This window comes from Terriglobia bacterium (assembly GCA_020072645.1).
Lineage (GTDB): Bacteria > Acidobacteriota > Terriglobia > Terriglobales > Acidobacteriaceae > Angelobacter.
The window spans coordinates 63,320-78,382 of sequence record JAIQGK010000020.1 but is presented as its reverse complement, the minus strand read 5'-3'; the positions used below and the strand labels follow the sequence as shown (position 1 = coordinate 78,382).

Below are 15,063 nucleotides of genomic sequence, written 5' to 3'. Positions count from 1 at the left end.
GATTGCCTTGGGTTGTAAGAACGGATTGTAAGAACTGAATCAAGATGATCATCCGATTCGCTTACGCAGCGAATGGGCGACACGCCGATCCGGGGTTATCTGGCGTAAAATCTGCGGCAAAGGGCTTTTGGATTTTCAAGGATTGGGAAAAATTTTTGGCAATCTTCCATAGCAGCTGACGCATCCTACAAATTGAAACGCGCATGCATGCGGGTGGTTGATATTAGTCAGCGGTGATCAACATGCCCAGGAAAACCAAGCCTCGCAAGCCCGTTGCGCCTCCAGATGGAGTTTGGATAGCTCCGCGCACCGTTAACCAATCAGAGCCCAGGACATATGAGCCTGCCGGCATTGCCCGTTCCAACCGCTACCTTGAGTTTGCCGACATCGCCTTGGGCGTGAAGAAGACATCTTTTAGTAGTAAGAAGAAGAAGGCCTCCAATTCAGTGGCCCTCGCGCAGCATGATCAACATCCTGACGGTAAAGTCACATCCATTAATAGCGCCAAAGCCCTGAAACACAGGACTTCACAACAGGGGTTCGGCGCTTTTCGCGGTTCCCGCTGATTCCGCGGAAAAATTTTGCCCGCCCCTATATTTCCGGAAAGCCTTCTGACTCTACTGCTATAGAAGCAGGTTCATCCGTCGATGAAAAATTAAAAGGACACGGACCGGAAGCCGTGTCCTTTTTAATTTTCAACAACTCTTAATTGCCCCTTCCGCCGCGCAGGATCTTTATCACCATTGCCAGAAAGTCGTCAGGCGCCAGCGACTCGTGCGAAAAATCCGGCGACATCAGCTCTGGCCCACTCTCCCTGTGCAACTCCAGCACCGGCACCTCGCAATGTTCCTTCACCGCCGCCCATACCCGCCGCTTCTCTGAAGGCATAAGAGAATATCCCAGCATCACCAGCCGCGGCTTGTGCACCGCGCATGCGGCCTGAATGGCCGTTGAATCACTGGCCGCCAGCACCTCAAATCCTGCCTTTTCAAGCACTTTTCTGCGCACGTCTGCCAGGCCCGGATCGTGCGATACCACCAGAATTTTGTCCTTTTCAGTCACCCATAATGGGATGCTTTGAAGAATGTCTCAGCTCTTTTTCAGAAGCATTTCACAGGTGGAAAAAGTCAATTTTTTCCTAGGGTTTTTTGTCGCTTTTTCTTTTTTTCCTCAGCGATAAAGCGCGCCCGCTCCTCACAGACCCTCTGAGGTTTCTTGGCTGATGTTTCCGCTCGGGACTTTAGAAAAGCCTACCGCAGCTCTTCCATGATTTCGTCCAGCGCCTGACGTGGAGGACGCGTCAACTCTTGCGGCATTCTGGCCAGTGAAGTTTCTGTCAGGTTGAGCTGTTCAATGAAGCTGGGAGCGGTTGTGTTCACGTAAAACACGCCGGTCAGCATCTCGCCTTTTTCGTGCGCCTCCGCCAGCAGCCGCAGCGCGCCCACTTTGTCCGTGGCGTCATAGTCGCGGTCCAGCTTGCGCAGGCGCATGTGTGAACCGTCATGCATGCGCACGCTTGCCGTGGTGCCGGGATCGTAATCCACATCAATGCTTTCAAAACTTGGCACAAAGCCGACTTCCTGCACTGGCTCATCATGGTCCTTGGAATACTTGTAGGACTTGGTGGATCCATCATGATCGTTGAAAGTCACGCAAGGCGAAATCACGTCAATCATCACGGTGCCGCGGTGCGCGATGGCGGCTTTCAGCAGGTTCAGCAACTGTTTCTTGTCGCCGGAAAATGACCGCGCCACAAACGTCGCGCCCAGCTGGATCGCCAGCGCGCAGGTATCGATGGGCGGCAGATCATTGATCACGCCGGTCTTGAGCTTCGATCCCAGATCAGCCGTGGCGGAAAACTGCCCTTTGGTGAGCCCATACACGCCGTTGTCTTCAATGATGTAAATGATCGGCAGATTGCGCCGCATCAGGTGAATGAACTGCCCAATGCCGATGGAAGCCGTGTCGCCGTCACCGGAAACGCCAATCAGCATCAGCTTCTGGTTGGCCAGAGCAACGCCAGTCGCGACGGAAGGCATGCGTCCATGCACGGAGTTGAAGCCGTGAGCGCGGCTCACAAAGTACGCCGGCGTCTTGGATGAGCAACCGATGCCGCTGAGCTTCGCGATATTTTCCGGCTGGACACCCATCTCATACATCGCGTCAATGATGCGCTCCGTGATGGCGTTATGGCCGCAGCCCGCGCACAGCGTGGTCTTGCTGCCGCGATAGTCGAGCACGGTAAGCCCAACATGATTTGTTTTTGGGGCCGGTGTGGGCGTGGAAGTGGCGGACATTACTGGGCCTCCTGAGAAACGTTCTCCTGGGAAACTATAGCGTCAGTGACGGAGCGCGCATCAATCGGCAGCCCGTTGTAATGGACCACGCTGCGCAGCTTCGTCACCTGGTCAGCCGCTATATCAAGCTTGATGAGCTGGAACATTTGCGCGTCACGGTTTTGTTCCACCACGTAAACGCGGTCATGATTTTTGATGAAGTCATGCACTTCCTGCGTAAAGGGATAAGCGCGCACGCGCAAATAATCCGTGGCGATTCCGTGCTCCTTGAGCAGTTGGTCGCACGATTCAGTCAGCGCCCAGTGCGTGGTGCCGTAGGCGATGATGCCGATCTTCGACGTGCCGCTAACTTCCTTCACAGGCGCCGGCACAAACTTGCGTGCTGTTTCAAACTTGCGCGCCAGCCGGTCCATATTGTTCACATAATCGTCTGGACGCTCGCTGTACTGCGCTTTTTCATTGTGTCCGCTGCCGCGCGTAAAATACGCCGCATTCGGATGCGCCGTGCCCGGCAGCGTGCGGTACGGAATGCCATCGCCATCAACATCTTTATAGCGGGCAAAACTGCCCAGGCGCTTGAGGTCTTCTTCATTCAGCACTTTGCCGCGCGCAATCGGCTTTTCAGGATAAGTAAAAGGATGCGCCATCCAGTTATTCATCCCCAGATCAAGATCAGAGAGAACGAAGACCGGAGTCTGGAATTGCTCCGCCAGATCAAACGCATCAACGGCCATGCTGAAGCACTCTTCCACCGATGACGGAAACAGCAGAATATGTTTCGTGTCACCATGGGAGAGGAACGCGCAGAACATCACGTCGCCCTGCATGGTGCGCGTGGGCAAACCGGTTGAGGGGCCTACGCGCTGAATATCAAAGAACACTCCGGGCAGCTCAGTGTAATAACCCAGGCCAATGAATTCCGCCATGAGTGAAATGCCGGGACCGGAAGTTGAGGTCATGGATCGGGCGCCTGCCCAGCCTGCGCCCAGGACCATTCCGGCGGCGGCCAGTTCGTCTTCCGCCTGGACAACAGCGAATGTCGCTTTGCCGTCCGGGCCAATGCGGTATTCTTTTAGATAGTCGATCAGCGTTTCCACCAGCGAACTTGAAGGCGTGATTGGATACCACGTGACCACCGTGACGCCGGCAAACATGCAACCCAGGGCGGCGGCAGCGTTGCCGTCCACAATGATTTTGCCCTGGTTCTCATTCATGCGCTCCACCCAGAACGGGTCCTGCTTGGTGAAGGTGGCAATCGCGTAGTCATATCCCGCGCGGACAGCAGCTGTATTCAGCTCAGCGGCTTTCTTCTTTTTGCCAAACTGCTTGACCAGCGCTTTTTCAGATTCGGCAACGTCAATGCCCAGCAGCGCATCCACCACGCCCACATAGAGCATATTCTTGACCAGCCGGCGCAGCTTGGCTTCAGGGCATACAGGCGCCACCAGCTTGTCAAACGGCACCGGGTAAAAAGTAATGTCCTGGCGCAGGCCGGAGAGCTTGAGCGGCTCGTCATACACGCAGGCGGAGCCGGGCATCAGGGACATCACGTCTTCCTGCGCGGTCTCGGCGTTCATCGCCACCAGAAAATCAATTTCCTTCTTGCGCGCGATGTAGCCATGCTTGCTGGCGCGGATGGTGTACCACGTGGGCAGGCCGGCGATGTTCGACGGGAACAGGTTCTTGCCGGAGACCGGCACGCCCATCTGAAAAATGCTGCGCAAGAGCACGGTATTGGCAGACTGCGAGCCTGAGCCGTTTACCGTGGCCACCTGAATGCTGAAATCATTGACCTTGCGCCCCGGCGGAGGGGTGCGCTCGGCTTTTTCCTGAACTCCAAGTTCAATTGTCGTAGCCATGAAGTATCCTGTGCGGCCGTGCGGCCACAATTACCTGAATGTTGGGCCTTGCTAGTGTGAGGTAACTCCTTATTATAAAACAGTGAGCCAGATCACACTGGCTGAAACCTTGTGCTTTTGGCCGGGTCCCGGGCGCATTAGGACCGCGGGATCCTTTGGGTGAAGAGTCAACACACTTCGCCGCAGCACTATCTCAATCCAAACTCTGCGATAAGCGCAGGGCGTGCAGCGAGCAGGCTTTCCAAATGGCTTTCTGGCCACATCTCGATTTTTAAGGCACGGTCGCTTTGGTTGTGCCTTTCGATGAGACTAACTGCATCCACGCTAAATCGCCCGCTTGTTGCGAATATGAGTACATCCACTTTTGGTGAATCCCAGAGGGCCATTTGTTCCTTAACAGTTGCTACGTCCCCCGGAGACACACTCGTAGTCAACCAATGTTTACATTGAATAATTACGCGGCTACGAAGCGCGCCCGCTAAAGGGTCATTAAGCACACGCATCACTGAAAGGTCCCGGCCTTTGTCGGGTGCCTTCGTTTTCGTAAGCCACGCAGGATTTTCGTAACCAGGAGTCGAACTTATAAGAGCAAAGATCAATCGCTCAAATCCTTCGTCATCCAAAGATTCCCATTTTAATTTTGTTGAGACCGTTCCCGTTGGCTGAGTTGCAGCAAGTGTTCCGATGTCTTCTACTTCAACCGGGACCGGCTCGTCTTGGTCATAGAGACCTTTGGTAAGGCCGCTCTTTACAGAAGGCCAGTCCATACGAATGATGTCACGTAAATCTAGTACCATGCCGAATCCCAGGTGTCGTTGAAGGTCGCCCCAGCGCGGAGGGCGCGGAAGAGCACTCCCTAAAAGCATTTCAATTTCTTGCACCTGACTCTTCAATTTTTCCCAATTTTCTCCTTCGATATCCTCATTTACCTCCCGCTCGCCGACAAGTTCAAGTTCCTCAAGTAATCCGACCGTGTGGTCAATGCGTGCGATAAGATCATTCATTGCATTTCGAATGAGCTGACGACGTTTTTTATTGAGGCGGTGGCGGTATTCCGCAAGCTCACGCCCAGGGGCATTGATGCCTTCCTCAACAGCAATTTCTACGCTTATTTCTCCAAGTTCCTTTGCATCTAAGCGATTCTGACAGATTGCATTTAAATCCATTGGAATACCTTCGGGCTTCCATCCATCGATTTTGGGCAAACCTACAAGCACGTCGCGGTATGATCGGACCCGTTCCTCATACACAGGATCGCTGCCAAATTGGAGACCCTCAGGGATGAGCTTCTCAATTTCGGCCCATAGGCGTTCCAGTTTGGTCAGATTTGCTTCCGCTGCCTCAAATTGGCGCAGAGCAGAATTGATTGGACTTTCGGCCACGGTGTCCCCCACCTAAACAAAAATAAACTCTTTAGGCAAACTCAGCATCTTCCGCTCCCGTCAACTCGAAGAGGACATGTCAAACAAAAGTCCCTCAAAGCTGCCCGCCCGCTGATGACAACACGGACCCGCTCATGCCCTTCGAGATGAAGTTTAATCAAAAGCTCACAACAGAGCCGAATGACCGACTGGCGCAGCTCACCTCTAATACTTGATCTTTACCGACACCTTAAACTCCTGATAATTCGAGTACTCTGCAACGTACTGACCGCCCACCGGCACCCTGGGATTAGGGATGGTTTGTTCAGCAGTGACTGTCCTGGGCATCCAGAAAGTTTTTTTCTGGATCACCACCGGAGCGTAATCGACGGCCAGCGACAGCACGCCTTCCGGCATGGGCGGGTCCAGATATTGGATTTCCAGCCGCAGCACGTTCATGGATGAGGGATCGATCCACGCCTTGCCGCTGCCTTTCATGACGTACTGGCTGCCAAACAATTCACGATGCAGCAGCGCCTGCTGGTCTTTCTTGGTCTCAAACTTGATAAGCACCGCAGTTTTCTTATCAACCTTGTCAGTCCCGATGACCTTGTAATTGAAATACCGAGAATTTTCAGGAGAGAAGATTTCAACCAGAATGGAGCTGAAGCCGCCGCCAAAGAGAAACGGCCCGGTAAGCTGCTGGCCTTTGGGCGCGGGCCGTCCGTCAATCGTCTGGATATCGCGCCATTCGGTAAAGGGCTCGTATTTGCCGTCTGGATTTTTATCTCTGTTCTGCGTGCCCCTGAAGGTCGAGTCGATGTCAGTCTCATGAATGGTCGTTCCGCCCATCAGCTCTTTGGAGGTAATTTTCTCGTCGCAGATAAAATCCGGAAGAGAGCTCTCGAATTCCTTTACATGGTCCTGGACGCGTGGCAGAATCTGGCCCAGTTTGGGCATCGGCTGAGAATGGCCGGCGGAAGACAACACAACGCCGATCAGTCCTATGCAGACCAGCGACCTCAGGCTCATCCCCGCATTTCCTCCTGCGTCATCTTAAAGCCGGAAGCACGCTGCCGCATTCTTTTTCCGCACAAATCGCCTCACGTCCATAACTCTTTGCGGTGAAGTTAAGCGTTGCACCCGCCGCTCCTGATAAATTGTTAGCGTGAATATTGTCCTGAATGCCGCTGAAGCCCGGGTGCTCGGTTCGTTGGTGGAAAAAGACATCACCACTCCCGACTATTACCCGCTTTCACTGAACGCGCTCATCAACGCCTGCAACCAGAAGAACAATCGCGAGCCGGTGACGAACTTTGACGAAGAAACGGTCCGGCTGGCGCTGCGCAACCTGAGTGACAAGCGGCTGGCCGGCCCTGCCGGCGGCGCGGACGGGCGCGTGACCAAGTATGAGCATCGCATGCAGGAGGTGTTCAACTTTACCCGACAGGAAACCGCACTGATCTGCGTGCTGCTGCTGCGCGGCCCGCAGACCCCCGGCGAATTGCGCGGACGCACCGAGCGCATGTACCAGTTTGAGCACCTGGATGATGTGCTTTCCGGCCTGCAACAGCTCATGCGCCGCGAGCCTCCGCTGGCCAAAGCGCTGGGACGAAGGCCGGGCACAAAAGAAATCCGCTACGCGCATCTGCTTTCCGGCGACGTGGAAGCCTGGGAGCCGCCGGCGGAGACGGCCTCAAGTTCGGGATCCGCTGACGCCGAGCGCATGATTCAACTGGAAGAACAGGTAGCGGCATTGCGCAGCGAAGTGGCGGAGTTGCGGCAGCAGATGGCGGAGTTCAAGAAGCAATTTGAGTAAAACCAAAAACCCTAACACTGATAAAACGGACCAGGAACTTCTACCGCGGATTTGCGCGGATGACCGCGGATAAAGAGCGGAAAACTTTTACCACTGATTTGCACTGATGACACTGATCGGAATCGGGTGATCGCGCGTGATCGGGTGATCTGGACAAAAATTATCATCTCCACATTTGCAAAACACTCACCCCTGATTGCACTGATGACACTGATTGGAAGATCGTGATCCCACGTGATCGGGTGATCCGGTGATCTGGAACCAGTACAGCCCCTGCTTTTGGACAAAAAGCAAATCTCACCACGAGATGAACACGGATGACACGGATTTACAAATTCAAAATGGGCCTATTAACTTTTTTGATCCGTGTAAATCAGTGTTAATCAGTGTCATCTGTGGTGAGGTTTTGTACAAAGCCGTACAACTCACTCACGGCTTGAGGTAGCGCGCGAAAAACGCTTCGGCCCGGCGCATTGAGTCTTCCTTGGCTTTGCGGTTGGCAGGAACTCTTTGCTTCTTGTTGCCGGGATCGTCAAAGTCATGCTCCGCGCCGGTGTACAGTACAAACTCAATCTTGGCTCCATCGCGCTTGCCGGTTTCATTGAGCGACTGGCAGAGCCGCGGTGAAACTTCTTCATCGTCTGTGCCAATGGCGAGAAGCACCGGCGCATAGGTGCGATAAGCCTTTTTGTAATGGTCCTGCAAACCGCAGCCGGGATAGAAGGCAATGGCCGCGCGAAAACCGGTTTCAGGCGTCGGGTCCTGCATGCCCGGCGTGTTGCGGGCCATGGATGAAAGCGTGGCGCTGGCGCCGTTCGACCATCCTTGCAGGCCGATTCGATCCGCCGCCACGTCATTGCGTGTGCGCAGATAGCGGAGCGCACCGTAGGCATCAAAGGGACGAATCGTGACTTCATTCAATTCTTCAGGCCTATCTGAATATGTTCCTTTGGCGAAACCGGCGGGATATCCGCGCGGGCCAAAGCCATCCACATGCAGGGCAACATAGCCTCGCTCCGCCCAGAATTCTCCCCACATCTTATGGCGCTTGGTGAGAGTATGAGCGTCATAAACGCCGTGCGCCAAGCTGGAATAAGCGCCATGCCGGCCATGCATCATTACCACCGCTGGATGCGGCCCGCGACCATCAGGCAGCCATAGATAGCCTGTGAGCTTAGTCTTGCCGTCGTCGCTCATGAAGTGCACGGTTTTCGGCGTGACCTGGGCCGCGGCCGACAACATCAAAAACAAAGACACAAAAGTAATCGCGAGTTTACGCATTAGGATGGAATGCCTCTCTCTGGCAGAAGATTTATTGATCAGGAATTTTAGCGCTGCTTCAGTTGTAGGCCAGCGCCTTTGCATTAAACCACGGAGCCCATAGATTTCATGCTTATTTGTTGCTTGTCCTCTAGTGTGATCCCTGTCACATCAAGTCATCAAGGCTAATCTTATGATGTCCGCTCATAGCTGCCTGACGGCGTTACAATTGGCTGCGCCGCCACCTGGGCGAGATGGTTGACTTGCCGTTTCGCCATTTTTCGGCTGAAGGCCACAGCAAAGGACAAGGCCAGCATTGTGGGCCGGATTTGTTTCTGGCCGCATCGCCTGAGGAGGAGTCAATGTCAACAGTCGCCCACTCTGAAGCCGGGATTGAGCAGCTACTACACGCGGAAAACGAACTTCTGCCGCCAAAATCTCTCGTCGAAAACGCGCGCCTGAAAGATTACGCCGCGGAATACAAGCGGTCCGTGGAAGATCCTGAAGCGTTCTGGGCCGACGCCGCGAAAGAGCTGGAATGGTTCCGTCCGTGGACGAAAGTTTTTGACTGGAAGTATCCGACGTTTGAGTGGTTTCAGGGCGGCAAATTCAATATCACTTATAACTGCCTCGATCGCCAGGTGAAGTCTGGCCGCAAGAATAAAGTCGCCTATATATGGGTGGGCGAGGATGGAACCGAGCGGCAGGTAACGTACGGGCAGTTGCTGGATCAGGTTGGTCGCACGGCGAACGCGCTGAAATCGCTGGGAGTGAAGAAGGGCGACAGAGTCATTATTTATATGCCGCTGTGCCTTGAAGGCGTGGTTTCCATGCTGGCATGCGCGCGCATTGGCGCTGTGCACTCCGTGGTTTATGCGGGATTCAGCGTGGGCGCGCTGCGCAGCCGCATTGAAGATGCCCAGGCGCGAGTGATTCTTACTGCGGATGTGACGTACCGTCGCGGCAAGCAAGTGCCGTTGCGCGCGATTGTGCAGGAGTCGATTGCCGGGCTGGAGCTGGTGGAAAAAGTTGTGGTGCTGCGGCGCGCCAAGCCGATGATCGAACTCACGGAGCGCGAAGTGGATTTCAACGAGCTGGTGCAGGCGCAGAAAGCCGAGTGCCTGGCCGAAGTGATGGATTCAGAAGATCCGCTTTACATCCTTTATACGAGCGGGACCACTGGCAAACCCAAGGGCGTGGTGCACGTTCACGGCGGTTATGCCGTCGGAATTCACTATCACATGACGCGCTTCTGGGACGCGAGAGATGACGATATTTATTTCTGCACCTCGGATATCGGCTGGGTTGTGGGGCATTCCTACATTGTTTACGCGCCGCTGCTTGCGGGCGTGACAACGCTGTTCCGTGAAGGCGCGATTGATTATCCCAATCCTGGGATTGCCTGGGAGCTGGTGGAAAAATATCGCGCCTCCGTCGTCTTCACCGCGCCGACGGCGGTCCGCATGTTCATGCGCCACGGCGATGAGCTACCGAAAAAATTCGATCTTCGCAGTCTGCGTCTATTCACCTGCGCGGGCGAGCCGCTGAATCCTGAAGCGTTGCAGTGGGTGTATCGCGTGCTCTGCGGCAATGGCACCACGGCTTTCGTCGCCGACAACTGGTGGCAAACTGAAACTGGCGGCCCGTGCCTGGGCACTTTGCCGATCATGGCTGCGCGTCCGGCAAAGGCGGGCAAGGCGCTGCCCGGAGTTGTGGCTGAAGTCGTCGATCAGCAAGGCAATCCCATGCCGCCGAACAAAGGCGGGCTGTTGGTGATCCGCAAGCCGTTTCCGCACATGTTCCGCACTGTGTATGGTGACCCGGCGCGTTACTCGCAGGATTGGGGCAAGGTTCCCAACTGTTACACCACGGGCGACGTCGCCGTGTGCGATCAGGACGGCTACTTCACCGTCGTGGGCCGCGCGGACGATGTGCTGAACGTAGCCGGCCATCGCATCGGCACCGCCGACGTTGAAGGCGCGCTGGTCAGCCATCCTGCCGTCGCTGAAGCGGCTGTCATCGGACGCCCCGACGAAATCAAGGGCGAGAACATCAAGGCTTTCGTGATCCTGCGCATTGGCCACACGGCCTCGCCAGAGCTTGAACAGAAATTAAAGGAGCATGTGCGGCACGTGCTCGGAGCAATCGCCGTGCCCTCTGAAATTGCGTTCCCCGATAAGCTGCCCAAAACGCGCAGCGGCAAGATCATCCGCCGTCTGCTCAAAGCGCAGGAACTGGGCCGCGACGTCGGCGATCTCTCCACACTCGAAGAGTAGCGAGTGTAGGGAAAGCCCACAACCGGTGCGGGACCACCCCATCCCGACTCCCAGTTATGTTTCCAGCACACAATCACATCGCACTTTTTAGGATCGTGCTTGTGCAGCAGGAAATTGCGGCTTTCAAATTCCAGTTCAATCAGCAGCCGCTGCCACCGTCCCCGCTCCACTTCGCGCAACGCCTCGCAATCCGGAAATGCCGCCTGAATGTGCGTTACCACTAAGCCCAGCTTGTAAGCCACCATGCCAAACAGATAAAGCACGCCCATCTCGTTCACTGGCTCATGCGCCAGCCCCGGCGGCGTCAGTGGACGCCCGTACACGGGCCGGTCCGGCAATAACCTTGGCTTGTGCCCAAGAGGTGCGCCATCAGGTCCGCGTTCCACGGCCTTCCGCATCCCCGGTCCACGTGGGCTCCATTCCGCGATCATCTTCATCAGCTCTGGGTATTTCTTGTCCCGGCCGCTGCTTTCGGCGAATGCGCGCATTCCCTCCGCAACGCTTTTCCATCCTCCAAACCTCGAAAGAAATGGCCGTACGCTGTATTTCCCGTGCATGGATTGGTCATTGATTGAAGGCACCCGCTTCGCTTTCCGTGCCACCTCTGCCCAATCCTGGAATAGATCACCCATGCTCGTGGACACGGACGCATGTCCCACTTCCATGCCTGCTGCTCGCAGTGCTTGGTTGAAGGTTCCAAAATGCCTCATGATATGCCTGATCGTGATGCGGCTCATTTTGGTCAATTCGTGATATCTCGGCGCGCGCCCCAACTTCTCCGCGCATGCGTGCAATGCGGCAATAACCTCTTCTTTAGTGGCTGAGGTCGAACGTCCTTTTTGCTTGATCATGTTGGCTCCAATAAAAAAGCCGCCTCTCGGGCGGCTCTGTGTTGATGTGAAATTGTGGGAATGAGGCACGGATCCAGCCGTGCCCTAAAGAAGTAAAGAGGATTGTTCCTTGGCCTCTGCGGCTGGGCAAGCTTCAGCCTGGCCCGCTAAAACAAAGGGGCTAGTTGCCAATTGCTAAGTGCCAATTGCTCCCCTATTACCATATGCACGGATTTCAGCTTTCCGGGACAAGTTTTCTGAAAGAAATTTTCAATTTCCCTTCCGGCGTCTCGATAAAGATAAGTTCCGGCTCCGCCTCGGGCTCCCTTTGCAGCCGCCTCGCCCGCTGCGGCTCGCCCGATTGCAGCACCGCGCTGATCGCTCCTTTGTGTCGATCAAATCGTCTCCAGGCTGCCTGAAGGACCCGCTTATCGTCCTCCGTAAAGCAGGCCGCCAGCGCCGCCTCGCGTCCAAACCCGATCACTCTTAAATCCATGACGAGTCGTTCCCCCGGGTCCAGGTCCGTCAGCTCTGCCACCCGTTCCCAATCCACAACCAGGTTCTCGTCCTTCAGCGCATCTGCTATATCGTCTTCCAGGGAATGCAGCTCTGCGTCTGACCCGAACCTGTCTTCATAGTCATTCAGGGCCATCCCCAGCTTGTCGTCATGCTCCAGCTGTTCCCCTTCTTCGTCTCGATATTGCAAATCGCACGCAAGGATCTCCATATTTTGGTTGGGTCGGATATCCACGATCCCCATCCTCACCGCGCATCGCACAGCTCCCTTGCGGACATACGCCATCGGGTTCGGGTGCTCCTTCCATCGTCTCTCCGCGAGCACTGCCTGAATTGCTGGAACGTAGAGCAATCCAAGGCGCAACTCTTGCAGCAGTCTCTTCCACTCTTGTTCACAGGCTTCATACGTTTTGGCCTGTACGGCGGCCAATAATTCAACCTCCATTGCCATTCCCGGCTCCTGGTGAGAAATAAAGTCGGAATTTATTATAGGCGAATAAATGGAGAAACTAAAGAATTGTTTTGGGGGCGTTGGCTTTAGACGAAAGTAGCCACCACCGAATCTTTTGGCTCGGCCTGGAATAAAACTATTCCCTGCCCGGTTCTTACCTCAACATCTTCTCAATTCCTCATCGGGCCGCACTTCTCATGCGGCCCTTTTTCTATGCATTATCTGAACTATGCATTATCTGAACAACGACGGGCGGTTACGGCTGGTCCGTTCCGCCCGCCCAGAGGAAGTTTCCCGTGCCGTCGGAATACCAGCGGTTGTTGCCGTTCACGGTATCACCGAGGAAAACGGCGACGACCTGGACCTGCGTCTGGGCCGGAATAACGCGCAGCACGGGCGCAGCCAGTGATGGAGATCCGCTGCGCAGCCGCACATTGCTGACGGTTTTGACGCTGGTGGGCGCTGATGGAGCCACGGGCGCCGCCGCGGGAATGCGCGCCAGAATGGTGGGAATGGCGATGACGTTGCCAGGACAGGACTTGAGAAAGCGTATCTGGTGGTGGCGAATCACGTGGTCCTGGTCCAGCGGAATGCTCCAGCGCTGGGCGATTTCGCCCACCAGCGCGGCGCTGGCGGCAAGCTGGGTATCCGGCCACTGGTCGTCGGCAAAACCTTCATGCTCAATGCCAATGGTATAGAAATTCGGGTTGATAAAAGTTCCCGGCGCGCTGCCCGGCTTCAGTCCGGACCATTCCGGCTTGTCAATGGTTCCGGCATGATACGCGGTGTCCTTTTCGTCAACGTACTGGTGAATGTCGCCGCTTTTGCTGACGCAGTAATGCGCGGAGACCCTGGCGTTGGGATCGCTGAACTGCATATCAATGCTGCGCAGGCTGCCTTCACCAATGTGGATGACGATGGCTTCCGGCTTGAAACCCGCTGGCCGTCCGCGCCGGAAGTTTACCGGGGCGCAACCGACGAATGTTTTCATGGCTCAGCTCCTTATCCTACTGCGTTAACGTCGCCCTGTTCACCGCCCACGCCGACGTTCACAACGGCTGTTGGCGTGCCGGAACCATCGCCTGGAGCTTGCGTGGTCTGGCGAATGCAGCGTTGCGTAGCGTCATTCTGTGCGATGGAAGAGCGCAGCTTCAATAAGTCTTGCAGGCGTCCATACCAGAATGGCGCGCCCAGGCTCAGCAGCAAGGCGGAAAGCAGAATGCCCGGGACCTTTGCCAGTGTCCACTTGTCCCACCAGGTGTCAAAGTCTGTGGGCAGCGTGACCAGGCCGGCGGTGGAAAGCAGATTGTAGTAGTCCTTCTGGACTGAAGCTGTTGTTGGAGGCGGGGTAGATGTGGATGAAGGCGCGTTTCCGGTTGCAGCCGCGTTTGAAGATGAAGGAGTTGAGGTCTGCGGAGATGAAGTCGTGGCCCCAGTTGCCGTGGCGTTCGATGACGACGGAGTGGCAGTCGCGGCCGGAGCCGCCGTTGGAGAACTGGCGGGAGTTGGAGCGCCGGCAGCATCCGGCGTTGGCGTGGGCGATGCGGTGGCTGATGGCGCGGATTTCCCGCTGGGCGTTTCCGCTACCTTCTGCGAGGCATCCACCACTTTCTGCGCGCCGGCTTTCACTGCGTCACGAAACTGGTCATCCACGGAAAGGCGGTTCACCAGGGCAAACGTATCGAGCTGTACCGTGATGGCAATAACCAGCGCGGCAATAAAAGTGACAACGCGCGCCGTGACGGTAAAGCGTGAGCTGACTCGGTCAATCGTCTGGTCAAACCAGCCGTGGACCTTGGCGACAAACTGGCTTTTGGCTTCCTGCAGGATGGCCATTCCATGACGGACATCATTCGCCAGATCAGGACGGAGCGCTTCCAGTTGGAGCGCCGTAGCCCGAATATTTTTCAGTGTTCCCGCAGGATCGGTAATGCCATTTTTCGCCAGCAGATCATCCAGCGCTTTCTTGGCGACCGGCTCAAGCGTGGCCGCGCTTTCTCCCGCGGAGAGCCCCATAAGAAGAGTGGTGAATTCTTCACGATGGATGACTTCGCCCAGCTTTCCGTTGGCCTCAGCCACCAGCGGATGCTTGAGCAATGTTTCCGCAATCTTGTCGGCGGCTTCCTTGCCGATATTGGGATCAATCTGCTTCAGCAGGCCGGACAGGCCTTCCAGCAGGTTTTTGCCCCGGCTTTGCATCAGGTTGGACACAAACTGCGTAACGATGGTGACAGCCATGCTGAACAACAGCATTACCGTGGCTACGCCAATCAAAATGTCGAGAGTTTTCAGCATGCTTGCCCCCGTGCGCCGGGAACTATTGCGCGGCGCTAAAAAATTTGCGTGTGATACTTCTTAATGACGTAAAAAGATGCCGCTTCCCTTCACCAGATT

12 protein-coding genes are annotated in these 15,063 nt (G+C 55.6%); 3 read left to right on the top strand and 9 right to left on the bottom strand.

Translation table 11 applies throughout. The annotated features are described in order from the left end of the window. The first annotated feature begins 242 nt into the window (after positions 1-242). Positions 243-566: a hypothetical protein gene (locus LAO76_24525; GenBank protein MBZ5494101.1), complete on the top strand. Its 324-nt coding sequence runs from the start codon at positions 243-245 to the stop codon at positions 564-566. 139 nt (positions 567-705) lie between these two features. Here LAO76_24525 and LAO76_24520 read toward each other — a convergent pair whose 3' ends face one another. From LAO76_24520 to LAO76_24500, 5 genes are all read right to left on the bottom strand, one after another. Further along, complete coding sequence (locus tag LAO76_24520; GenBank protein ID MBZ5494100.1) at positions 706-1,062, bottom strand: hypothetical protein; 357 nt, start codon at positions 1,060-1,062, stop codon at positions 706-708. Between the two features lie 188 nt (positions 1,063-1,250). Continuing rightward, entirely contained in the window at positions 1,251-2,297 is a 1,047-nt protein-coding gene (locus LAO76_24515; protein MBZ5494099.1) for a 2-oxoacid:ferredoxin oxidoreductase subunit beta, read from the bottom strand. After that, positions 2,297-4,156, bottom strand: a complete 1,860-nt coding sequence (locus LAO76_24510) for a 2-oxoacid:acceptor oxidoreductase subunit alpha (GenBank protein ID MBZ5494098.1) — start codon at positions 4,154-4,156, stop codon at positions 2,297-2,299. The genes LAO76_24515 and LAO76_24510 overlap by 1 nt, the downstream gene beginning before the upstream one ends. A 188-nt stretch (positions 4,157-4,344) precedes the next feature. Next, on the bottom strand, positions 4,345-5,538 hold the full coding sequence (locus LAO76_24505; protein ID MBZ5494097.1) for a restriction endonuclease: 1,194 nt from the start codon (positions 5,536-5,538) through the stop codon (positions 4,345-4,347). Between the two features lie 204 nt (positions 5,539-5,742). Beyond that, positions 5,743-6,549, bottom strand: coding sequence for a hypothetical protein (locus LAO76_24500; GenBank protein ID MBZ5494096.1), 807 nt, complete (start codon positions 6,547-6,549; stop codon positions 5,743-5,745). Between the two features lie 136 nt (positions 6,550-6,685). Between LAO76_24500 and LAO76_24495 the strand changes: the two genes are divergently transcribed. After that, a complete protein-coding gene (locus LAO76_24495; protein ID MBZ5494095.1) occupies positions 6,686-7,336 on the top strand; it encodes a DUF480 domain-containing protein in 651 nt (216 codons plus the stop codon). Positions 7,337-7,765: 429 nt separating this feature from the next. On the opposite strand, the gene LAO76_24490 is transcribed toward LAO76_24495, so the two are convergent. Beyond that, positions 7,766-8,617, bottom strand: a complete 852-nt coding sequence (locus tag LAO76_24490; GenBank protein ID MBZ5494094.1) for a dienelactone hydrolase family protein — start codon at positions 8,615-8,617, stop codon at positions 7,766-7,768. Between the two features lie 341 nt (positions 8,618-8,958). Between LAO76_24490 and acs the strand changes: the two genes are divergently transcribed. Beyond that, positions 8,959-10,872: an acetate--CoA ligase gene (gene acs / locus LAO76_24485; GenBank protein MBZ5494093.1), complete on the top strand. Its 1,914-nt coding sequence runs from the start codon at positions 8,959-8,961 to the stop codon at positions 10,870-10,872. A 1,065-nt stretch (positions 10,873-11,937) separates the two neighbouring features. On the opposite strand, the gene LAO76_24480 is transcribed toward acs, so the two are convergent. From LAO76_24480 to LAO76_24470, 3 genes are all read right to left on the bottom strand, one after another. Continuing rightward, positions 11,938-12,669 carry a hypothetical protein gene (locus LAO76_24480; protein ID MBZ5494092.1) on the bottom strand — a complete coding sequence of 244 codons (732 nt, stop codon included), beginning with the start codon at positions 12,667-12,669 and terminating at the stop codon, positions 11,938-11,940. A 256-nt stretch (positions 12,670-12,925) separates the two neighbouring features. Continuing rightward, positions 12,926-13,660, bottom strand: coding sequence for an N-acetylmuramoyl-L-alanine amidase (locus LAO76_24475; GenBank protein MBZ5494091.1), 735 nt, complete (start codon positions 13,658-13,660; stop codon positions 12,926-12,928). A gap of 11 nt (positions 13,661-13,671) precedes the next feature. Beyond that, positions 13,672-14,964 (bottom strand): hypothetical protein, encoded by a 1,293-nt coding sequence (locus LAO76_24470; GenBank protein MBZ5494090.1) that lies wholly within the window; start codon positions 14,962-14,964, stop codon positions 13,672-13,674. Positions 14,965-15,063: the final 99 nt, after the last annotated feature.

Excerpts from the sequence above, each read along its gene's own strand:
- LAO76_24525 (MBZ5494101.1), top strand. The coding sequence starts at position 243 with ATGCCCAGGAAAACCAAGCCTCGCAAGCCCGTTGCGCCTCCAGATGGA.
- LAO76_24515 (MBZ5494099.1), bottom strand. The coding sequence starts at position 2,297 with ATGTCCGCCACTTCCACGCCCACACCGGCCCCAAAAACAAATCATGTT.
- LAO76_24510 (MBZ5494098.1), bottom strand. The coding sequence starts at position 4,156 with ATGGCTACGACAATTGAACTTGGAGTTCAGGAAAAAGCCGAGCGCACC.
- LAO76_24500 (MBZ5494096.1), bottom strand. The coding sequence starts at position 6,549 with ATGAGCCTGAGGTCGCTGGTCTGCATAGGACTGATCGGCGTTGTGTTG.
- LAO76_24490 (MBZ5494094.1), bottom strand. The coding sequence starts at position 8,617 with ATGCGTAAACTCGCGATTACTTTTGTGTCTTTGTTTTTGATGTTGTCG.
- acs (MBZ5494093.1), top strand. The coding sequence starts at position 8,959 with ATGTCAACAGTCGCCCACTCTGAAGCCGGGATTGAGCAGCTACTACAC.
- LAO76_24480 (MBZ5494092.1), bottom strand. The coding sequence starts at position 12,669 with ATGGCAATGGAGGTTGAATTATTGGCCGCCGTACAGGCCAAAACGTAT.
- LAO76_24475 (MBZ5494091.1), bottom strand. The coding sequence starts at position 13,660 with ATGAAAACATTCGTCGGTTGCGCCCCGGTAAACTTCCGGCGCGGACGG.
- LAO76_24470 (MBZ5494090.1), bottom strand. The coding sequence starts at position 14,964 with ATGCTGAAAACTCTCGACATTTTGATTGGCGTAGCCACGGTAATGCTG.